Origin of the sequence: Actinomadura luteofluorescens (genome assembly GCF_013409365.1) — a bacterium.
Lineage (GTDB): Bacteria > Actinomycetota > Actinomycetes > Streptosporangiales > Streptosporangiaceae > Spirillospora > Spirillospora luteofluorescens.
Genome location: NZ_JACCBA010000001.1, coordinates 2,701,930 through 2,721,276, shown reverse-complemented (window position 1 = coordinate 2,721,276; position 19,347 = coordinate 2,701,930). Strand labels below are relative to the sequence as shown.

Annotated in this window: 21 protein-coding genes and 1 pseudogene; 13 read left to right on the top strand and 9 right to left on the bottom strand. The window is 67.9% G+C overall.

Annotated features, from left to right (window positions below):
* Positions 1-4 precede the first annotated feature (4 nt).
* Positions 5-484, top strand: a complete 480-nt coding sequence (locus BJY14_RS12550) for a carboxymuconolactone decarboxylase family protein (protein ID WP_179843776.1) — start codon at positions 5-7, stop codon at positions 482-484.
* A 157-nt stretch (positions 485-641) separates the two neighbouring features.
* On the opposite strand, the gene BJY14_RS45125 is transcribed toward BJY14_RS12550, so the two are convergent.
* Together BJY14_RS45125 and BJY14_RS45120 are read right to left on the bottom strand one after the other, a co-directional pair.
* Complete coding sequence (locus tag BJY14_RS45125; protein WP_312879175.1) at positions 642-1,289, bottom strand: sigma factor-like helix-turn-helix DNA-binding protein; 648 nt, start codon at positions 1,287-1,289, stop codon at positions 642-644.
* Positions 1,290-1,383: 94 nt separating this feature from the next.
* Positions 1,384-1,470 (bottom strand): annotated as a pseudogene (locus tag BJY14_RS45120) (hypothetical protein); the annotation flags it as partial.
* Positions 1,471-1,768: 298 nt separating this feature from the next.
* Between BJY14_RS45120 and BJY14_RS12540 the strand changes: the two are divergent.
* A complete protein-coding gene (locus BJY14_RS12540) occupies positions 1,769-3,235 on the top strand; it encodes an MFS transporter (RefSeq protein WP_179843775.1) in 1,467 nt (488 codons plus the stop codon).
* Here BJY14_RS12540 and BJY14_RS12535 read toward each other — a convergent pair.
* Together BJY14_RS12535 and BJY14_RS12530 are read right to left on the bottom strand one after the other, a co-directional pair.
* Complete coding sequence (locus BJY14_RS12535) at positions 3,228-4,502, bottom strand: MFS transporter (RefSeq protein WP_179843774.1); 1,275 nt, start codon at positions 4,500-4,502, stop codon at positions 3,228-3,230. The two genes, BJY14_RS12540 and BJY14_RS12535, sit on opposite strands and share 8 nt — an antisense overlap.
* Entirely contained in the window at positions 4,481-5,656 is a 1,176-nt protein-coding gene (locus tag BJY14_RS12530) for a glycosyltransferase family 4 protein (protein ID WP_218905321.1), read from the bottom strand. The genes BJY14_RS12535 and BJY14_RS12530 overlap by 22 nt, the downstream gene beginning before the upstream one ends.
* A gap of 1,515 nt (positions 5,657-7,171) precedes the next feature.
* Between BJY14_RS12530 and BJY14_RS12525 the strand changes: the two genes are divergently transcribed.
* From BJY14_RS12525 to BJY14_RS12500, 6 genes are all read left to right on the top strand, one after another.
* Positions 7,172-8,545 carry a hypothetical protein gene (locus tag BJY14_RS12525; protein WP_179843773.1) on the top strand — a complete coding sequence of 458 codons (1,374 nt, stop codon included), beginning with the start codon at positions 7,172-7,174 and terminating at the stop codon, positions 8,543-8,545.
* A 58-nt stretch (positions 8,546-8,603) separates the two neighbouring features.
* Complete coding sequence (locus BJY14_RS12520) at positions 8,604-8,822, top strand: JAB domain-containing protein (protein WP_179843772.1); 219 nt, start codon at positions 8,604-8,606, stop codon at positions 8,820-8,822.
* A gap of 447 nt (positions 8,823-9,269) precedes the next feature.
* Positions 9,270-11,090 (top strand): C2 family cysteine protease, encoded by a 1,821-nt coding sequence (locus BJY14_RS47180; RefSeq protein WP_179843771.1) that lies wholly within the window; start codon positions 9,270-9,272, stop codon positions 11,088-11,090.
* A 2-nt stretch (positions 11,091-11,092) separates the two neighbouring features.
* A complete protein-coding gene (locus tag BJY14_RS12510) occupies positions 11,093-11,353 on the top strand; it encodes a DUF6406 domain-containing protein (protein WP_179843770.1) in 261 nt (86 codons plus the stop codon).
* A gap of 483 nt (positions 11,354-11,836) precedes the next feature.
* Entirely contained in the window at positions 11,837-12,097 is a 261-nt protein-coding gene (locus BJY14_RS12505) for a DUF6406 domain-containing protein (protein WP_179843769.1), read from the top strand.
* 331 nt (positions 12,098-12,428) lie between these two features.
* Positions 12,429-13,004, top strand: coding sequence for a GNAT family N-acetyltransferase (locus BJY14_RS12500; protein ID WP_179843768.1), 576 nt, complete (start codon positions 12,429-12,431; stop codon positions 13,002-13,004).
* A 298-nt stretch (positions 13,005-13,302) separates the two neighbouring features.
* Here the strand turns inward: BJY14_RS12500 and BJY14_RS12495 are convergent, their stop codons facing one another.
* Both BJY14_RS12495 and BJY14_RS12490 read right to left on the bottom strand, forming a co-directional pair.
* Positions 13,303-13,557 carry a hypothetical protein gene (locus BJY14_RS12495; RefSeq protein WP_179843767.1) on the bottom strand — a complete coding sequence of 85 codons (255 nt, stop codon included), beginning with the start codon at positions 13,555-13,557 and terminating at the stop codon, positions 13,303-13,305.
* 335 nt (positions 13,558-13,892) lie between these two features.
* Complete coding sequence (locus tag BJY14_RS12490; RefSeq protein ID WP_179843766.1) at positions 13,893-14,090, bottom strand: hypothetical protein; 198 nt, start codon at positions 14,088-14,090, stop codon at positions 13,893-13,895.
* A gap of 153 nt (positions 14,091-14,243) precedes the next feature.
* Here BJY14_RS12490 and BJY14_RS12485 point away from each other — a divergent pair, with 153 nt between their 5' ends.
* From BJY14_RS12485 to BJY14_RS12465, 5 genes are all read left to right on the top strand, one after another.
* Complete coding sequence (locus BJY14_RS12485) at positions 14,244-15,083, top strand: helix-turn-helix domain-containing protein (protein WP_179843765.1); 840 nt, start codon at positions 14,244-14,246, stop codon at positions 15,081-15,083.
* Positions 15,080-15,280: a DUF397 domain-containing protein gene (locus tag BJY14_RS12480; RefSeq protein ID WP_179843764.1), complete on the top strand. Its 201-nt coding sequence runs from the start codon at positions 15,080-15,082 to the stop codon at positions 15,278-15,280. Before BJY14_RS12485 ends, BJY14_RS12480 begins: the two co-directional genes overlap by 4 nt.
* Positions 15,277-15,477: a DUF397 domain-containing protein gene (locus BJY14_RS12475; protein WP_179843763.1), complete on the top strand. Its 201-nt coding sequence runs from the start codon at positions 15,277-15,279 to the stop codon at positions 15,475-15,477. The genes BJY14_RS12480 and BJY14_RS12475 overlap by 4 nt, the downstream gene beginning before the upstream one ends.
* Positions 15,474-15,674 carry a DUF397 domain-containing protein gene (locus BJY14_RS12470; RefSeq protein WP_179843762.1) on the top strand — a complete coding sequence of 67 codons (201 nt, stop codon included), beginning with the start codon at positions 15,474-15,476 and terminating at the stop codon, positions 15,672-15,674. Before BJY14_RS12475 ends, BJY14_RS12470 begins: the two co-directional genes overlap by 4 nt.
* A 96-nt stretch (positions 15,675-15,770) precedes the next feature.
* A complete protein-coding gene (locus tag BJY14_RS12465) occupies positions 15,771-16,142 on the top strand; it encodes a TraR/DksA family transcriptional regulator (protein WP_179843761.1) in 372 nt (123 codons plus the stop codon).
* Positions 16,143-16,206: 64 nt separating this feature from the next.
* Here the strand turns inward: BJY14_RS12465 and BJY14_RS12460 are convergent, their stop codons facing one another.
* From BJY14_RS12460 to BJY14_RS12450, 3 genes are all read right to left on the bottom strand, one after another.
* On the bottom strand, positions 16,207-16,818 hold the full coding sequence (locus tag BJY14_RS12460; protein WP_218905319.1) for a hypothetical protein: 612 nt from the start codon (positions 16,816-16,818) through the stop codon (positions 16,207-16,209).
* Between the two features lie 232 nt (positions 16,819-17,050).
* Complete coding sequence (locus BJY14_RS12455) at positions 17,051-18,163, bottom strand: winged helix DNA-binding domain-containing protein (RefSeq protein ID WP_179843759.1); 1,113 nt, start codon at positions 18,161-18,163, stop codon at positions 17,051-17,053.
* A gap of 1 nt (position 18,164) precedes the next feature.
* Complete coding sequence (locus BJY14_RS12450; protein WP_179843758.1) at positions 18,165-19,313, bottom strand: epoxide hydrolase family protein; 1,149 nt, start codon at positions 19,311-19,313, stop codon at positions 18,165-18,167.
* Positions 19,314-19,347 lie beyond the last annotated feature (34 nt).

Here is a 19,347-nt window from a genome sequence, read left to right as displayed (position 1 = left end):
GCCCGTGAACATCGAGATCCCCGAGGGCAAGGACCCGATCCAGTACGTGTGGGGCGAGATGGTGCCGGGCATCGGCCCCGCCGCCTCGAATCTGTCCCTCGCCGTCTACGCGCACACCACCCTCGGGCTCCGCGAGTTCGAGGCCGCCCGGCTGCGCGTCGCCCAGCTGAACGGATGCCTGTTCTGCCTCGACTGGCGGACGGAGCGCGACGGCGAGAAGGTCGAGGAGGGGTTCGCCGACGCGGTGACCGAGTGGCGCACCACCGAGGCCTTCGACGAGCGCACCCGCCTGGCCGCCGAGTACGCCGAGCGTTACGTCCTCGACCACCACGGCCTGGACGAGGAGTTCTGGGCCCGGATGTCCGCCCGCTACACCCAGGCGGAGATCGTGGAGCTGAGCATGTGCATCGGCTCCTGGCTTGCCTTCGGACGCCTCAACCGCGTCCTCGGCCTCGACGCCATGTGCGTCCTGCCGCATCCCTGACGCGGAGGCGGGCCCGGCGCCACCCCGCGCCGGGCCCGGTATCCGGGCGAACCGCGGAACCCCTTCGGACCCTGGCTTCAGCGAAGCACGGCCCCGCGCATGAAGTCAACTATTCCGACTGATTTGGTTAAGTTCTCGCGGGCGGTGGAGCGCTGGGTCAGTCGTCCTCGTCGATGTGGGCCAGTTTGTCGGGGTTGGTGACGGCGTAGACGCCGCGGACGCGGTGGCCGTCCGGGTCCAGGTCGAGGACCATGACGGCGAACGGCGCGTCCTCGTTGAACAGCACGGCGGACGGGTCGCCGTTGACGGTCCGGTAGATGATGTCCAGCTCCATGGGCCTGCGCGCGGTCGTCCCGGCGATGGCGCGGGCCACCCTGTCGGCCCCCTGGATGGGACGCAGGGCCGAGGTCGCCTTGGACTTGCCGCCGCCGTCCGTCCACAGGGTCACGTCCGGCGCGAGGATCTCCATCAGCGCCTCCAGATCGGCGCCGAGGGCGGCCTGGAGGAACCGCTCCGTCGCCTGCCGCTGCACCTTCGGGTCCGCCTGGTAGCGGGGACGGCGGGCCTGCACGTGCTCCCGGGCGCGGTGCGCGAGCTGCCTGACCGCCGCCGGGCTGCGGTCCAGGATCGGCGCTATCTCCGTGTGGGCGTAGCCGAACACCTCGTGCAGGACGAAGACCGCCCGTTCGAGCGGCGTGAGCGTCTCCAGGACGACCAGCAGCGCCATCGAGACCGCCTCGGTGCGCTCGGCCGGGTCGTCCGCGTCGTCGCGGGCCACCAGCGGCTCGGGCAGCCACGGTCCCACGTACGTCTCGCGGCGGCGGCTGATCGCGGCCCTGGCGCGACAGCGCCGTGTTGACGGCGATCCGCACCAGATAGGCGCGCGGGTTCTCGATCTCCCCGGGGGCGCCGGCGGCGCTGCGGGCCGCCCACGCCAGCCACGTGTCCTGCAGGACGTCCTCGGTGTCGGCGACGCTCCCGAGCATGTTGTAGACCACCGAGAACAGCAGCTCCCGGTGCGCGGCGAACACCCGCGTCGCGGTGTCGTCCGTGGTGCTCTCGGACATGGCTCGGCCCTCCTGTGCGCTCCCTACTCAGAGCAAGGCAGGGCCTCGGAATGTGACATCCGCGGCCGAAATGTGACCTGGACCTCATTCGCGTCCCGCCGCGTCACACTCCCTCCGCCCGATCCGCTCATGGGTCGCGGAACGAAGCGGCCAGTGGAACCTGGCGCTCCCCGTGCCCCGGCGGCCGCCGGGCGCGGGCCCACCGACCGGAGGTCTCATGAGCGACTCCCCTCCGTCCTTCCTCGCGACCGGACGCGGCAAGATCACCCTGACCCTGCTGTGCGCCATCGCGTTCCTGGACTTCATCGACGCCTCGATCGTCAACGTGGCGCTGCCCGCGATCCGCGCCGACCTGGACTTCTCCGTCCAGGACCTGCAGTGGGTGCCGTCCGGCTACCTGCTCACCTACGGCGGGTTCATGCTGCTCGGCGGGCGCCTCGCCGACCTGCTCGGACGCCGCCGCGTCGTGGTCGCGGGCACCGCGCTGTTCTCGCTGTCCTCGATCGCGGGCGGGCTCGCCACCACGTCCGGGACGCTCATCGTGGCGCGGCTCGCGCAGGGCGCGGGCGCGGCGCTGATGCTGCCGGGCACCCTGTCGATCCTCACGACCACCTTCAAGGAGGGCGGCGACCGCGGCAAGGCGCTCGGCGTGTGGGGCGGCGTCGGCGGCGGCGCCTCGGCCGCCGGGGTCCTGCTCGGCGGGCTGCTCACCGACGGGCCCGGCTGGCGCTGGGTGATGCTCGTGAACGTCCCCGTCTGCGTGATCGTCATCGCCGGGCTGTTCCTGCTCGTCGAGGGCGACCGCCGCGCCGCCCGGCTCGCGGGCTTCGACGCGCTCGGCACCGTCCTGGTCACCGGCGGGATGCTGCTGCTGGTGTTCACCCTGGTCAAGGCCCCCGAGGTCGGCTGGGACGCGGGCCGCACGATCGGCGGCCTCGCCGGAGCCGCCGCGATCCTGGCGGCGTTCCTGGTCAACGAGCAGCGCAGCCGGAACCCGCTGGTGCCGCTGTCGATCTTCCGGATCCGGGGGCTGGCCGCCGCGGACGTCACCCAGCTCGTCGCGGTCGCCGGGTTCCTGTCGATGTTCTTCTTCCTCAGCCTGTACATGGTGAACGTCCTCGGCTACTCGCCGCTGGAGACCGGCTCGGCCTACCTGCCGCTCTGCGCCGGCGTCGGCGTCGCCGCGGGCGCGTCCGCCCCGCTGATCGGACGCGCCGGGACCCGCCCGGTGATGATCGCCGGGCTGCTGCTCGCGGCCGCCGGCATCTACCTGCTGTCGCGCATCCCGGTGGACGGCCACTACCTCACCGACCTGCTGCCCGGCCTGATGGTCACCTCGTTCGGGCTCGGGTTCACGTTCGTGGCCGTCACCACCGCGGCCAACGCCAACGTCCCGCCGGACAAGGCCGGGGTCGCGGCGGCGCTGCTCAACGCGTCCCAGCAGATCGGCGGCGCCCTCGGGCTGGCGATCTTCTCCGCGGTCGCCACCGCCCGCACCGGCGACCTGCTCGCCGACCGCAGGCCGATGCCCGAGGCGCTCACCGGCGGGTTCTCCCGGGCACTGCTGGCAAGCTCCCTCTTCCTGGTCGCCGCGGCGGTCGTGGCCCTGCGCGCCGCCAACAGCCGGGGCGAGGCGTCCGCTCTGGAACCGGAGAAGGAGGACGGCCCCGTGCCGGTCACCTAGAGGACGGGCCGTCACCGTCGGGCACCCGGATCAGGGCCGCCCCGAACAGGACGATCAGCCCGGACGCCGCCAGCGCGAACTGCGACGGCGACAGGCCGAGCGGGGTCGCGCCCGCCTTCCGCAGAAGGTCGGACGCGGCCCCCGCCAGCAGCGCCGCGAGTGCCAGGCCGAACCGCAGGACGGCGTGGAAGGCCGTGAGCGCCAGGTTCCGGTTGACGCCGCTGAGCGCCTCCTGGAAGTAGGTGATGCCGCCCACCAGGGCACTGGTCGCGGCCGCGCCGAACAGCACCGCCCCGACGAACGCCCACGCCACCGACCCCAGCAGGGCCATGAAGAAGATCACCACGCCCTGCACGGCCGTCCCGACCCGGACCTGCACCGCGAGGTTCCGCACCTTGCGATGGATGATCAGCAGGCCGACGAGCGCGCCCACCCCGAACAGCACCACCAGCGTCCCGAACTCCAGCGGCCCCGCGGCCAGGACGTTCCGGACGAACACCACGCCCAGCGAGAACAGCGCGCCCAGCCCGAGCGACACCACCGCCACCCCCGGCAGGACGCCGCGCACCACGGGCAGCCGCAGCGCCGCGAGGAGACCGCGGGTCGTCGCCTCCTCCCCGGTGCGCTCCACCTCGCGCCGCTCGGCCGGTCCCGGACCGAGGTCGGGGATCGAGCGGATGGCGAAGTAGCAGCCCAGATACGTCAGGGCGTCCAGCCAGAACACCGCCACGTAGCGCCAGTGGGTGCCGAGGCCGATGTGCTGCGAGAAGTACAGGATCAGCCCGAACGCCCCCGCGCCCACCGGGATCATCCCGTACGAGGTCGCCATCGTGATGCCGTTGGCGATCTCCAGCGTGCCGGTGTCGTGCCGGTTCTCCTCCTCCTCGATGAGGAACGGGATGGACGCGTCCCGGGCCGGCAGGAAGATCAGGCCCGCCACCTCGATCATGAAGGCCCAGAAGTACACCCACCCCAGCCACGGCACGATCGGCAGCGCCACCGCCATGCCCGTCTGGACCAGCGTCGCCCACATCAGCACGCTCCGCCGCCGCCACCGCGTCACCACCCGCGCCGCCACCGGCGCGCCCAGCGCGGACGGGAGCAGCCGCAGCACCAGGACGCCGCCGACCGCCGTCGTGGAGTCGCTGAGCTCCAGCACGAAGTACATCAGCGCCAGCGTGCCCATCCAGTCGCCGAACGAGGACACCGTCTGGCCGAGGATGAGCCGCCGGAAGTCGCGCTTGTTCAGCTGCTCCCTGAGTCCCATGCGGGCTCCATCCCCGGTGTGTCGTGCTTCGGCGGCGCGTCGGGGACGGAACCCTCCAGCAGGGCGGCGAGCCGGGCCGCGGCGGCGTCCCAGCTCCAGCGTTCGCACGTCCACCGCCGTCCGGCCGCCCCCATCGCGGCGGCGTGCGCGGGGGAGCCGAGCAGGTGGTGCAGGGCCAGGGCGATCTCGTCCGGGCCGGTGGCGTCGACCAGGACCCCCGTCCGGCCGTCGATCAGGGACTCGGGGCTGCCGCCGGACCGGCCCACCACCACCGGCAGCCCCGACGCGGACGCCTCCAGCACCGACAGGCCCAGCCCCTCGGTCTGGAGCCCCGCCCGGTCGTCGCGGCACGGCAGCGAGAACACGTTCGCGGCGGCGTAGTAGCGCGGCAGTTCCGCCGCGGGAACGGGCCCGGTCACCGTGACCGCCCCCGGCGCCTCCCGGTCCGCCATCTCGACGAGCCTGCGCCGCATCGGACCGTCCCCGACGATCACCAGCCGGGCGTCCGGACGCCGCCGCACCACGTCCGCCCACGCGCGGATCAGCATGTCGTGGCCCTTGCGCCGCACGAGCCGCGCGACGCTCAGCACCACCGGCCCGTCGCCGAGGCCGTGCCGGCGGCGGACCGCCGACCCGTCCATCCCCGGCCGGAACCGCACGGTGTCCACGGCCCCGGCGAGCCGCGCCAGCCGCGTCCGGTCCCCGACGGCGTCCCTCAGCTCCGGCAGCGTGGTCGCGCTGAGATGGGTGAGAACGTCGAACGACCGCGCCGCCGCCCTGAGCGCGGCCCGCGTCGGCGGCGCCCGGAACCATCCGAGCTCCTGCCCGTGCGCGGACCCGACGAGCCACCGCACCCCGGCCGCCCGCACCAGCGGCGCGTACATCCCGAACGGCGCCGCCGCCGTGATCCACCCCGCCTCGACCCGGTGCCGCACCACGAGCCGCCGCAGCCCCCGGAACAGCAGGTACGCGTGCCGCCGGACGACGGGGAACCCGAGCTCGGCGTCGAACTCCGCGGCCCCCGCCCACGCGGGCGCCACCACGACCAGCCGCTCGGCGGGCAGCCGCCGCACCAGCTCCCACGTGAACGTCTGCACACCGCCGGGCTCCGGTGGAAAGTGCCCGGTCAGCACCAACGTCCGCGGTATCTCCATGCGTCCACGATTTCCCGCCCAGCCGCCCCCCAACCAATCCATCAGGCCACGAGCCGATATGTCGCCGTCAAGGGCGGCCGACACGACTTGCGACCCCCTAACCAAAGGTAAAGGAGGGCCGGGCTTGTCATATGAACATGTCATGACGTGGTCAACGGCGGGACGCGGGATAGCCTTCATTCGTCGAGCCGGGCCCGCCTTTTGTGATCCGCGCGGGCCGCGTCCCGCTCCGCTTCCCCCGCCCGTGGCCCGCGCCGGTCGCAGGGAACCGCACGACTCCTCCCTGATCTCGTAAAAGTCAGGTATCGTAGGCTTATCCGGATAATGGTGGACTGAGATCGTCTTCCGCGCGTCCGAAGTCGATCAATCCGCGGATCGGAGATCGGCATATGTCTCCAGATGCTACGACGGTCTCGTTGAACCGGAGGATCGAGCAGTTCGAGGCGGGCGACGCCGTGCCGATCACGCGGCCGGAAGCGCTCGGCGAGCTCGTGTCCCTGGTTCATTCCCCGGACGTCTTACGCGACGGCCTGCCGCTCCCGATGATCCAGCTGGCGGGCGGGTTCCACTGGTGCCGGGCGAAGGCGAGATCGCGAGGAGGCGATGACCTCGAGTTCGTCTACGCGACCTCCCTCATGGCCCGGCACATCGACGGACGGGCCGGCATGGAGTTCGACAAGCATTATCTCGCCTTTCTCGCCAACGACTTACTTGCGCAGGTGGGCACCGGTGAGGACGAGCCACTGAAGCAGGCCGCCATCGATTTCGCTTCCGACGTTTCAGATCTGCTGTACGACGTCCATCCGGCTCTGCCGGTTCTGCTGGCCAATCTCGCGCTGACACACGAATCCAGATTCGCGGCACTCCGGAATCGGCGCGATCTCGACCAGGCCATCGATCGGACGCGGTCGTCGCTGGCATTGATCGCGGACGGGCTGCCGCAGAAGCCCATGCTCCGCAACAGGCTGATCTCTCTTCTCGAGACCCGATCAGAAGAGGACGCCTCGGCCCAGGACGCCAGTGAGCTCGCCGCCATCCGGGCGAGTGCCGCCGGTCCGGCGCCTTCTGCGAGGCCGCGTCCGGACTTTCGATACGACCTCAGATCGTTGTCCGTGAGCCCTACCTCCTTTAAGCCACTCATCGAAAGAGCGCTTTTCTTTCCTCGCTCCGAGGAACTCGCCGACCATCTGAGCGAGACCAAAGCAGGTGACCTGGTAGTCGAGTCCGCGCTGAGAAGGCTCGACTTCGCGGCGCTGGCCGAGGCCCTGGTCGCAAACGGCTACAGCGATATGCTCGCCACGAAACTCGCGGACGGGCCAGCCGACTCCGTCGTCTTCTCCTTCCCCCTCATAGGGGCTCCCTTGAAAGCCCTCAACCACGGGTTGGCCTCGTCCGCCCCAGGACGGAGAATCCTGGAGAGCCTCGCCGGCTGCGAGGCAGGCCGAAGTCTTTCGACCTCACTGCTGTGCCGACGTTGGGACTGGGCTTCGCGGATCTTCATCGATCTGGCCGGCAGTGAGAGCACGGAACAGGTGCTCCGGGGCCGTCGCCCACGCCGAAGGCGGACGGGAACTCGCACGCCTTCTCGCCGCGACCGACGAGGGCGCCTCCTTCATCAGGAAGATGGTCGACGATCGGTGGTTCCTCCTGCTCGGCCGGCACCTGCTCTCCACCGTGCCGAGCAGGCGTTTCCTGGCGGACCTGTGCGGCAGCCCCGCAAGCGAGGTCCTGATAGAGGAACTGCTCGCCCGGGACGACGCCGAACAACTGCTGGCCGAAATCCGGGCCTCAAGCTATGCGGCCGACGTCCTCACCCCGTTGGCCGACAGCGGGGAGTTAGCCGACCTCCACGAGGCCGTCGCCGACAGCGCGAAGCGCAGCAGGCTCGCCGAACGGCTGGCCGCCGGGGAGGAGGACGCCGACGCCGGACGGACCGACCTGGCAACTCTGCTCCTCCCGGCTCTGATGGCGCCGGTCCTGAAGTTGTGGCTGGCGTCGATCGGAGTGGCGGCCACCGCGGAAGTCGTCCACGTGGCGGCAGTGATCGCGGTAACGCATCGTTCCGACGCGTCAGACGGTCGTGGCGGTGAGCCGCGAAGTGATGACGAGTTGTGGATACCGCCATCGACCCACCACCGCCCCCCACAGGATTCGGACCTCTGGAAGAGAGTCCTGGGCGCTCGGCTGAACGATGGTATTCCGGCCGTCGACGCATCGGACATCGAGGATTCGGAACGTCTGGCGGGCGCGGTCCATCACTACATGACGACGAAGGACCTCAGCCGTCCGGCCCTCGACCATCAAGACCGCATACTCCTGCGCCTCATCGAAGCATGGCACCTCGCCGACGGCGATCATGCCGAGGGGACGAGTGCCGTTGAGTTCGGAGACAGGCTGCAGAAGGACCCCGAGTTCTCCGTCAGCCTCGAAGACCTTCAGGAAGCCGTCCGGGCCGCGCTCGAAGGATCGCCCCGAGAGCGCTGGACGAAGAGGATAAAAGAGATCCTGGTAGGCGTCACGGCAGGCGGCATCGTCACCGTCACCCCGGCGATCGTCGAAGCCGTGGCCCGGCTCATGGGCCTGGCGCCGAGTCCCGACGCGCAGGTGTACGAGATCGACATGAGGCTGGCGCAAGATCTCGACCGATGGCGCGCCGGAGCGAGGGAAGGGCTCCCCGCGGAGTCCCGCTGGACCTCCGATGACGAACTAGCGCTGATCTTCTGCATCCACGCGCTCAGCCTTGTCACGATCTCCGGCGCCTACCAGCGGCGCCACCCTCCGCTCGACGGGACCGCCGGGCCCGAACTGGTCGCGCCCGCGATACGCATGAACGGCGAGTTCATGACCGTCCAAGCGCAGAATCTCGGCATGGACGTGTTCTATACGTGAGACCGTCCCGGACGGTCGTCCGCACAGTGTCGGGCAGTTTCTCCCCTCAACCGTTGCGGTGGGCAAGGAACGGCGCAGGGGCCGCTGGTCGGCGGACCTCACCGCCGTCGTGGCGCCGCGTGCGGTGTGGCGCAACCATCCCAGTGGACGCCTTGAGGCCAGCGTGTGCGACCACCGGGCGACGGAGCAGCTCCGCGACGCTGCCGACACGGGCGGCCTGCGCTTCATGGGCCTCGATACCGCCCGGGGCCCGCGCGACCTGACACGCTCGCCCTGAACGTCTGTCGGGTTCCCGAGCACCCAATCGATTCAGTCAGCGGCGCCGGCTGCGAATGGCGACGATGACATCGCACCCAAAGCCGGTTCGCCACAGCATCGAAACAGCGCTACAAGTCAGCGATCTATGAAACGTGCAATCCCGGCGGATCCGCGCTTTTATGAACGTCGGTACGACCGGCCGAAGGCCCCGCTCGGCATCGGTGGCCCAGGCTTGCATGAGGCGAGGCGAACCGGTGCCGGTGACATCTCGGGGAAGGGACGCAGCGTGGGCATGGAGCATCCCACCAGGACCGATACCAAAGTCGAGAACACCGACCGGCCGGATCCGCCTGACAAGCCGCCCGCGCCCCCGCGTGACACTCCGGGTGCCCCCGGCTACCCGTCCCGCCGCGAAAGCCTCGCCCGAGCCCGGGAAGCTGCCCCGCAAGAGGGCGGGACATCACAGGTGGCGGTCAAAGACAGCGGTTCCCGAGGGCCGGAAGAACGCGACGACAAGCTTTCCTCCCCACAGGCCGACAGCGGTAAGGGGAAGGAAGAGCCGAGCGGCCCCGAGACCCCCGACAGGGAAGAGGACGCGGCCAAGCCGGACGTGAAAGCAGGCGGCTCCGAGTCCGGCGAGGAGTCCGAGCAGGGCGAGGGCGGAGAGGAAGAGCAGTCCGAGAGCGAGGAGGCCGGGCAGACCGACGCGGAGCCAAGCGGCGGCGAGTCGCAAGATAACCGTGACGGCAAGCTCGCTGACGCCCAGACCAAAAGCGTTGGCGAGAAACCCGAGGCGCCCGACGAACCGGTTTCCCCGAAACAGCAGCACACCCTGCCGGCCGACAACCCTGGCTCCCCACACCAGCCGTCCCGCCGTGAAAGCCTCGCCCGCGCCCGCGAATTCGTTCACCAGGAGAGAGGGCCGCAGGAGCCTGAGGGCGTGGCTCCTGAGAGCCCACCTCCTGCAGAGGGTCTAGGAGAGTCTGCTTCGTCTGCCGAGGGCGACCGCACAGAGATCGAGTCTCCGGGGGATCAGCCCCCCCTTTTCGCGCCGGAGCAGGCACCCGTCACCACGGTGACATCATCCTCCGCGGACGGTGGCAGCCAGGACGCGCGCGGAGTCGTAGACGAGCCTGCAAAGCGGCAGGAGATGCCGGGCGCAGACCTTACAGCCGCCCCTGCCGGTGAGCCGGAATTCCCGGCATCCTCTGAGAGTTCAGACGACCTTTCGGACGAGCCGAACGGGAGGGGTCTTGCTGAAATACCGCCTGGTGAGGGCGCGGGCATTGCCGAGCCCGATGAGTACGCCCCCGAACGCGGGATTTCTGATCGTCTGAAGCGGTGGGCGGCCAAGCTGGATCGGAGCGACCGCCCCAGGGAAATAGAAGGGGTGGTCGACCGCCCGGATTTCCAAGACCCCGAAGAAGAGCCCGAGTTCATTCCAGATCGATATGGAATGCCGCTCGATCAACCCGACGGCACTCGGATTCCGCTTTTCGATGGAATGCCGAAGCGTGAGCAGGCGGAGCAAGGGGGACTGGGCGATTGCGGTATCATCGCCACCTTGGGGGCGGTCGCCGCATCTAGGCCAGAGGCCCTTCGTTCTTGTGTACATGAAACCGATGAGGGTAATTATCAGGTACGTTTGCACGAGGCGAAGTACTCAAGGGCCAAGCAGTGCTACGAGCCGACTGGAAACTCGATCACACTTACGGTGACGCCCGAGTTGCCGGTCATGGATGATGAGCCCGGAAAGCCTGTTTTTGCTCCTGCCTTGGCCAACACGGCCTGGGCTCCCGTTCTGGAGAAGGCGATTGCTGGAGCGGACAGGTCGTGGACCGCTGAACGTTGGGACAGGGCAAAGCAGCTCTGGAAAGCGCAAGGTAATTCTGGGGATGCGCCAACCGGTTATGTACGGCTGAATCAGGGGAGCACCCCTGATGAACGCTCTGAACTGCTCACACAGCTCACGGGGCTTCCGGCCAGGACGGTACAATTCCCGAGTGGTTATGACCGGCAGGGGCGCAGTGCGGACCGTCAACTCGGTGATGAGATCGCCCAGCGACTCTCTCTCGACAAGCCTGTACTGGTGGGAACTCGCGAGCTAGCGGCAGGTGAATCGAGTCTTCCAAAAGGCCTCTTCGCCGGTCATGTCTACGAAGTCACCAAGATAGACGCTCAAGGTAAGCTGCACCTGCGTAATCCGTGGGGTATCGATCACCCTGCTCAGATGACGGTTCAAGAGCTCAAACGCAATGTACGGACTTGCTACTCAACTCTGGAGTGATCATGGCGCGCAAGAATATCGGTCTTCGGCAGGGAACTCAGGCGCACCTGGAGGGCGGCATGCAGATGGGGCTGGTTCGCGTGATCGAAGGAACAGATGGCGTCCCTCCGGAGGTGGTCGTCTGCGTTAAAGATGAGGAAGAGAAAGAGTACACACTACACCCGGGTGACTCTTTCCTGATCGGCGAGCAAACCTGGAAACTCGATCGTATCGGGGAGCCGGTGAGAAATCGATGGGGAGCCGTTTTCTCTAGGGTCGACTGACGGCCGGGCGCATTGCGCGCCTCGCGCGAACAGTGTGGAGTGGGACGATCGCCTGGATCAGCAGATCGCACACCCGCTGGCCGTAAATCGGTGATAGGCACGGCTTCACCCGAGGCTGCCTAAGCTTGACAGCTTGCTTGAACCGGCGGCCCGTTAACCGTGCCGTCAGTGACTCGCCGTGGCAAAAGCTGAGGTTGCGCAGCCCGCTCGATCTAGTTGCGCCGCTCGCATGGAGAGTGCGGTGAGTTTTTGGGCGAGGTGGTCTGGGGATGGTGCTTCGAGCGGGCGGTCTGGAGGGCCGGGATGAAGGCCCACCAGAAGCGTGTGTAGATGCCGTACCAGACCTGCAAGCTGGGGATCCAGTGCGTCAGCCGGCGGCCGGGTTCATCTGCGCAATCCGTGGGGTGAAAAGCATCCTGAGGCGATGACAGTCCAAGAGTTCAAACGCGAAGCAGGGCCGCGCTACGCAACATCGGAGTAATCATGGCACCTCAGAATGTTGCCCTTCAGGAAGGAACTCAGGCTTATCTGGAAGGTGGGACAAAGATGGGCTTGGTCGACGTGAATATGGGAGAAGATGGTGATCCCTCGGAGGTGATTCTCTTCGTCAAAGATGAGGGAGAGAATGAGTTCACCCTGCGCCTTGGTGACACTTTTTCGGTCGGCGATCAGACTTGGAAGGTTGATCGTATCGAAGAGGTCGGAGGTGGGAGGTTGGGTGCTGCTTTTTCCGAGATTGAATAGCGCTTCTGGCGGCGCGTGGCCGCTTCATGGGATCTGGGGGCTGTAATACCGTCACCGGATTGACTTCAAGCTGCCTCCAAAAGAAATCGGCTTGCCGCACGGTAGCCAGATCAAACTTGACGCGGATGTGGAGTTGGGATTGGTCCACGTCCGCGCGGAACGTGACGGTCGTACGACAGGGGCGGTCACATATGTCAAAGACGACGCCGGGCGTGACGTGACCCTGCCGGGGTCCTATCAGTTTCTGTAGGGCGATCGCCGCGTCGTTGTTGGGGCGTCGCCCGCGGTAACCCGTTCTGCGTGGCCAAGGCTCTCTGCCAGTATGAAGCCCATGCGCCACCCTCTTGACAGGCTGGACTGGCCGATTCTCACCGACCGACTGCTGTTGCGCCGGGCTGGCCCCGGCGACGTGGACGCGACCTGGGCCTTCCGGCAGCTTCCGGAAGTCTACGAATGGGTCGGGGCCGCCACGACGACGTACGACGACTACCGTGAGCGTTTTCTCCGCGAGGAGCGGCTCGCGGACCTGCTCATCGTCGAACTGGACGGCCGGGTGATCGGCGATCTGATGCTTCAGATCCACGACGCCTGGGCCCAGGAGGAGGTCGCTGACCAGGCGAAAGGCGTCCAAGGAGAGCTCGGCTGGACGTTGGATCCCTCTTACGGAGGCAAGGGCTATGCCACCGAAGCGGTACGCGCCCTCATTGACGTCGCCTTCGGAAGTCTTGGCCTGCGTCGCCTGCAAGCGGACTGTTTCTATGACAACGAAGCCTCGTGGCGGCTGATGGAGCGGGTTGGGATGCGCCGCGAGCAGCACACGGTGAGAGACTCTCTCCACCGCACCAAGGGATGGCTCGACGGCCTCTCATACGCGCTCCTGGCCGAGGAATGGCCCGCTCCCGAGTGATGGACCGCCTCGCGGGCCGGTCTCAGGGGAGTTGGCACAGTCTCATCGACCTGACGCACTTCGGGCCGGGCGGTGATGCTCGGACCTTGTTGCCGATCTTCTTGCGGTGCCGGCGGACGACGCCGGTGGCATAGGTCAGGGTCTGGCGTGGCAATGGCAGCGAAACACGATGCAAGAGCATGCGGAGCCTCTGTGAGGTGGACGAGCGTCCTACCAGGGGCCTGCTTATTCGAGAAGGGTGGGACGGCGTCCCGCCTGAAGGTGCTCGTCGCCGTCAAGGACGATAGTGAGCACAGGTTCAGGCTGAACCCCGGGGATGCAGGCGCCGTCGGAGCTCGGCATAGGCGTCGTTCGCCGAATCACCCGGGTTGTCGTCCAGGTGCTCCACCAGGTGAAAGGCGACTTCGCAGGCGACTCCGTCCAACTCGCCGCCCTCCAGCTCATGCATTTCGGCGACGAAATTGAGAAACGCGGGGTCGTCAAAAATGCGAGTGGTGAGTTCTTCGCCGTACTCCTCGCACAACAAGGATCGATACCGCTCCAAAACGCTCATGGACTACATCCTGCCGCATGCGTGGGGACGGCAGAACCATGGTGATGCTGCAGAACGACGAGGTCACCCGAGGATGAAAGTGGCCTTGCCGCGCAACTGCGCTGGGATCGCAGACACGGTCGTCTAGGGCCCGCATGGCTGTTACCGGAGTGGGGCGAGGTGGCGTTCTGTGGCTCGCAGGGAGAGTGCGGTGAGTTTTTGGGCGAGGTGGTCTGGAGTTGGTGCTTCGAGTAGGCGGTCTGGGGGGCCGGGGATGAAGGCCCACCAGGAGCGTGTGTAGATGCCGTACCAGACCTGCAGGCCGGGAATCCAGTGCGTCAGGCCGGCGGCAGGGTTCATCGGCTCAGCTCCCCGGCGGACGGCTGAGTGGCCAGCGCCTCGCGTAGTTCCCTCTCGGAGTCCGCTATGACGGTCGCGGGCAGGCTCGACCTCGGATCGCGTCGAACCGCGCCCCAGTACTCGCCCCGCTGGGACGTCCACACCATCCAGGCGGGGAAGTCCCGCTCGATCTCCGCCGTTCGCGTGTCTTTCATGCGCTGACCTGCCCCTTCACGGCCGAGCTCGTCGGCGTTCGCTTGGTTCTTGGGACAGATTGCGGTCGGGCGATTACTGTCGGCAACGAAGCCGTTGTAACTGGACGTCCACCCCCCGACGCCCCCGCCAACCGAGTGCCGGAGGCCCCCGTCATGGCCAGTGACCAGCAAGACCCCGACGCGCTGCGCGTCTACTTCAGTGAAGAGCTCCGCCGGACGCGCCAGCGCGCGAAGCTCTCCCAGAGCCAGCTCGCGAACGCCTTAGGCTGCACCCCGCAGTGGATCTGTCAACTTGAGAAGACGGACAAGACCGTCTCCGAGCAGACCGCCCTCGACCTGGACACCTACTTCAAGACCGACGGCTGGGACCAGGACGACGGCCACTTCCACCGCATCCACACCGCCATCCGCCGCGCCGGCCGCCACCGCGTCCTACGCCCCAGCTTCGACAACTACCGGCTGCAGGAAGCGCAGGCGATCGGCATCCGCTGCGTTGCAGCCCAGTTGGTTCCTGGCCTTCTCCAGGTCGAGGGCTATGCGCGGGGGATCATGGACGAGAACGAACCGGCTGAAACCCTTGATGCCCGTGTCGCCGTACGGATGGAGCGCCAAGGGATCTTCTTGCGCGAGACCCCGCCGGAAACGATGTTCGTCCTGGACGAGTCCGCACTTCGGAGGCCTGTCGGCGGTTCCAAGGTGATGGTGGAACAGATCGACCACCTCGTCGAAATGACTCGGCGGCCCAACATTCAGGTCCTCATCATGCCCTTCGAGAGGATCACACCACTTGCGCTGGGAGGCGGCTTCATACTGCTGAGCTTCGTGCGAGATTCCGACTTGATGTACACCGAGGCAGGTCACATCAGCCAACTCATCGGAGACAAGGACGTTCTCTTCAAGGCCGGTGTACATTTCAACTTGGTGATGGGTGAAGCTCTCAGTCAGGCCGAATCCATCGAGTTCATGCTTCGCGTACGTGAGGGGTATCTGTGACCTGCTCGGGACAGTTGGACCTTCGGTGGCGGAAGAGCAGCCATAGCGACGGTACTGGAGGCGAATGCGTTGAAGTTGCCGCAGGCCCCGGAGGGCTGCTGGTCCGTGACTCCAAAGATCCGGAAGGCGCTCGGATCGGACTCACTCTGGTGGCGGCGCGCAACCTGCTAAGCCAACTACGAGCCGAGCGGTCGTGAACCGGCGGCATCAACGCCTGCCTGCGTGGCGTAAGAGCAGCTTCAGCGATGGATACGGCGGTGAATGCGTGGAACTAGCCGCTGTTTCGGATGGACTGCTGGTCCGTGACTCCAAGAATCCGGACGGCCCTCAACTCGGGCTCACGCTAGAGGCGGCGCGCGTCTTGATCAGCCAGCTGCGAGCCGAGCAGCCATGAATCAGCAGCGTCAACGCTTGCCTGTGTGGCGCAAGAGCAGCTACAGCGGTGGCAGTGGTGGTGAGTGTGTGGAGCTTGCCGCTGTGTCGGGGCGGGTTCTGGTTCGGGACTCCAAGGACTCGGACGGGCCGTTGCTCAGGCTTACGCCGGCTGCGGCTCGTGATCTGATGAGTCGTTTGCGTGAGTGGCGGGCTTGAGTCACGTGAGAGCGGACGTGCTCGAATTGCCTGAGGAGAGCTGACGCTGGACCGCGAGCCTGTTGGCGGTAGTGCGCTTCGGGCAGAATCGGGGGTATGGCGAATGTGGCCGACAGGCAGATACCCGAGTACCTCAACTATGTCGGGCCCGGGTGGCGCGGGATCCTGATGCGGACCCATGCCGAACTCCTCGCCGTGCTGCCGAACTACCAGGTGTCCCAGGTCAAGGAGAAGTGGGGAATGCTGGACGTCAATCTGGGCGGGTACGTCGACCCCGTCACCGGCGAGTTCGGCATCAGCCGGGAACTCGGCAGCCGGGTCAGGGCGATCCTGCATGCCGCCTGGGACGAGTCCCGCCGCACCTGCGAGGTCTGCGGCGAGCCGGGCAGCGAGACCGGGCGGGGATGGATCAAGACGCTCTGCCCTGCCCACGCCCAGCCATGCCAGGGCGCGACTCGCGACGTCTGACCTGGGGCGCCTGGACGGCGTGAGGGCGGTCCAGGCGACCCTGGTCATCCGGGGTCGCGCCGTGTCACGCCGAGCAGTTCCTGGTCTTTCCCTTCGCGCGGTAGCTGCACTTGTTGAAGAGCGTCCAGAACTGGTATGCGACGGCCTCGCCCTGGTAGACGTTGCGCTTGCTGACGTCGCAGTAGAGGCCGATCCCGGAATGCGGAGTGCCCATGCGAAGCTCGCCGACGTCCTGCCAGACGTAGAACTTCCATCCCTTGAACCCCTGGACGACCTGGATGGTGTAGAAGGCCTTCTTGGTGAGCTTCACGCGGTAGGAGAGTCTCGTCGACTTCTCCGCGCTCACCTCGAATCCGACGCTCGCGCTGATCGACTCGTAGCTCGCGTTGAGACTACTGGTGATCTTGTTGGAGACCTTCTCCTCGCCGGAGTACTCCAGGTAGGAGTTCGGGCCCTCGCCCGTGACCCGCCACGGATGCCGGTTGGGCTTGACGTACTTGGTCCCGACGAACTTGCCCTTCTTGACCTTGGTGTTCATCGCGCAGCGCTGGCCGGCCCTCTTCCCGGCCGACTCGCTCGACGTGGCCGCCACGCGCTCGACGGCGGGGCCGTCGTCGGGGGCCACCGCGGCCACACCGCCCGCGACCAAGGCCGCCGCGACGATTCCTCCCGCCACCCCTGCTGATTTCCTCATTCCGCGAAGTCCCTTCTCGAATTCATCCGCGAGAACTGTGCGACTTCCAGCGGGTCGCACATGCGGAACGCTATTCAGAGATTGGCGGGCTCCCTAGGGCCCAAGGGCCCAAGCGAAAGCCTCCGGGGACCCCATTTCGCCCCCTCTCCGCAGACGAGCCTCGTGTTTTGCCCGTTTTGTTGCGACACCCAGTGCTCGGCGCCGGGCCTCTTCGTCAGTCGTCAGTGATGGGCATCAGGTCGACACGGTGACGGGTGGTCGGGTGGGTGAAGGTGAGCAGGTTGGTGGCTTCCCCCTCGATTGCCGCGTGGTCCGTCGGTGAGAGTGGGCGGAATGGTCGAACGGTCAGGGTGACGGTGTCGGCGGTGGTCTTCGTCGTCCAGGTGGCGGCTACCGTGCCGTCCACGAGGACGGTGGCGGCCACGGCGGCGCCGTCGCAGACTCGGCGGCGGACATCGGCGGTCATCATCCTGGTGCGGTCGGCGTGGGCGAGCAGCGTCGCGTCGAACTCGGGCAGGAGGCGGACGGGCGCCGGGGCGTCGTCGTCGGGACGTGGCGCGTCCGGCAGGTCGAAGAGTTCTCTCCCCGACGCGTCGGCGAACACCCGCAGTTCGGGGCGCAGGCGGTCGAAGACCTCGCGGAGCCCGCCGAGTCCCGACCAGGTGCGGGCGTCGGCCGCCGACGCGGGGCCGAAGGCCGCCAGGTAGCGCCTGATCAGCAGGCACGCGTCCTGGAGCGTCGGCTCCCGGTGGACGCCTGTCCAGTCGGCGCGGGCGAACGGCGTCGCGCCGCGGACGTTCCACGTGCCGCTCGGCGCCGGGTGGACCACGGGTTCGAGGTACTGCACCGACCAGCCGAGGGCGGCGGGGTCGGCGTCCGGCCAGTGGCGCGCGAGGAGCCTGCCGAGTTCGGGACGGGTGAGCGTCCGGCCGTCGGCGAGCAGGTCGCGGGCTTCGGTGACGAGCGCGGCGGGGTCGGCGCCGGCGGTGCGGCGGCCGAAGGCGGTGCGCTGCACCCGGCGCAGCAGCGGCGCGAGTTGCGGACGGATCAGCCGGAAGTCCGCCACCGACAGGAGGTGCTGCGTCGCGCGCATCGACGTCGAGCGCACCAGCTCGCGGTGCTCGATCGCCACCGTCAGATCATCGATCGTGAAAGCCGACAGCCGGTTCCACAGCGCGAGGTACGGCAGGTTCGGGTCCTGCGCGTTGAGGCCGAGCACCCGCTCGACGGCGGGCACCACAGGGAGGTCCGCGCGGCACAGCAGCAGTTGCCGTTCGAGGAGCGCGCGGTTGAGCGCCCGCGCGGACAGCGCCTCGCGGGCGCCCATGTCAGCGAACCTTCCGGAAGAACTGGCGGATGTCGTCGGTCAGCAGGTCCGGCGCTTCCATGGCCGCGAAGTGGCCGCCACGGTCGTACTCGGCCCAGTGCACGATCCGGTGCTGCCGCTCCGCCAGCGCCCGGATCGTGAGGTCACCCGGGAAGATCGCGCATCCGGTGGGGACGGGCGAGCTCTCCATGGGGGCGCCCCACTGCGACGCCTCCTTGTACAGCCGGATCGACGATGCCAGCGTGTCGGTCAGCCAGTAGAGCGTGACGTTGGTGAGCAGGGCGTCCCTGCCGACCGCGTCCTCCGGAAGCCGCTTGGCCGGGTCGCTCCACTGGTGGAACTGGTCGGTGATCCAGGCGAGCAGCCCCACCGGCGAGTCGTGCAGGCCGAACGCCAGGGTCTGCGGCCGCGTCGACTGGATCGCCCCATACCCGAACCGCTCACCGGACGGGTCGGTCAGGACGGCGAGCCGCTCCTTGTCGGCCTCGTCGTAGTCGTCGTCTCCGCCGTCCCAGGACGGGAACGTCATCGGCCCGTTCATGTGGACCCCTACGACGCGCTCGGGGGCAATCCTCCCGAGTTGGGGCGAGACGAATGAGCCGACGTCGCCGCCGTGCGTGCCGTACCGCCCGTACCCGAGCCGGTCCATCAGCGCGGCCACCACCTCGGCGTAGCGTGTGGTGTCGCCGTCGCCGGGCCTGCGCGTCGGGCCGGAGAACGCGAACCCCGGCAGCGACGGTACGACCAGGTGGAACGCGTCGGCCGGGTCGCCCCCGTGGGCCCGTGGGTCGGTGAGCGGCCGGATCACGTCGAGGAACTCGGTGAACGTCGCGGGCCAGCCGTGGACGAGCACGAGCGGCAGCGCGTCCGGCTCGGGCGACCGGACGTGCAGGAAGTGCACCCGCTGCCCCTGGATCTCGGTGACGTGGTGGGGGAGCTCGTTCAGCGCGGCCTCGTGCGCGCGCCAGTCGTAGCCGGTGCGCCAGTACTCGGCGAGACCCTGGAGGTAGGAGACGGGGACGCCGTGGTCCCAGCCCACCCCGGGAAGCTCGTCCGGCCAGCGGACGGCCGCGAGCCGCGCGTTCAGGTCGTCGATCCGGTCCTGCGGGATGTCGATGGTGAAGGGACGGATGTCCCGGTCGGAACTCATGAGAACGACGCTAGGAAGCGCTTAGGACGGGTTC

Coding starts and splice junctions, on each gene's coding strand:
- BJY14_RS12540 (WP_179843775.1), top strand. CDS start 1,769: ATGAGCGACTCCCCTCCGTCCTTCCTCGCGACCGGACGCGGCAAGATC.
- BJY14_RS12535 (WP_179843774.1), bottom strand. CDS start 4,502: ATGGGACTCAGGGAGCAGCTGAACAAGCGCGACTTCCGGCGGCTCATC.
- BJY14_RS12530 (WP_218905321.1), bottom strand. CDS start 5,656: ATGGAGATACCGCGGACGTTGGTGCTGACCGGGCACTTTCCACCGGAG.
- BJY14_RS12510 (WP_179843770.1), top strand. CDS start 11,093: ATGGCGCGCAAGAATATCGGTCTTCGGCAGGGAACTCAGGCGCACCTG.
- BJY14_RS12505 (WP_179843769.1), top strand. CDS start 11,837: ATGGCACCTCAGAATGTTGCCCTTCAGGAAGGAACTCAGGCTTATCTG.
- BJY14_RS12500 (WP_179843768.1), top strand. CDS start 12,429: ATGCGCCACCCTCTTGACAGGCTGGACTGGCCGATTCTCACCGACCGA.
- BJY14_RS12495 (WP_179843767.1), bottom strand. CDS start 13,557: ATGAGCGTTTTGGAGCGGTATCGATCCTTGTTGTGCGAGGAGTACGGC.
- BJY14_RS12490 (WP_179843766.1), bottom strand. CDS start 14,090: ATGAAAGACACGCGAACGGCGGAGATCGAGCGGGACTTCCCCGCCTGG.
- BJY14_RS12485 (WP_179843765.1), top strand. CDS start 14,244: ATGGCCAGTGACCAGCAAGACCCCGACGCGCTGCGCGTCTACTTCAGT.
- BJY14_RS12470 (WP_179843762.1), top strand. CDS start 15,474: ATGAATCAGCAGCGTCAACGCTTGCCTGTGTGGCGCAAGAGCAGCTAC.
- BJY14_RS12465 (WP_179843761.1), top strand. CDS start 15,771: ATGGCGAATGTGGCCGACAGGCAGATACCCGAGTACCTCAACTATGTC.
- BJY14_RS12455 (WP_179843759.1), bottom strand. CDS start 18,163: ATGGGCGCCCGCGAGGCGCTGTCCGCGCGGGCGCTCAACCGCGCGCTC.
- BJY14_RS12450 (WP_179843758.1), bottom strand. CDS start 19,313: ATGAGTTCCGACCGGGACATCCGTCCCTTCACCATCGACATCCCGCAG.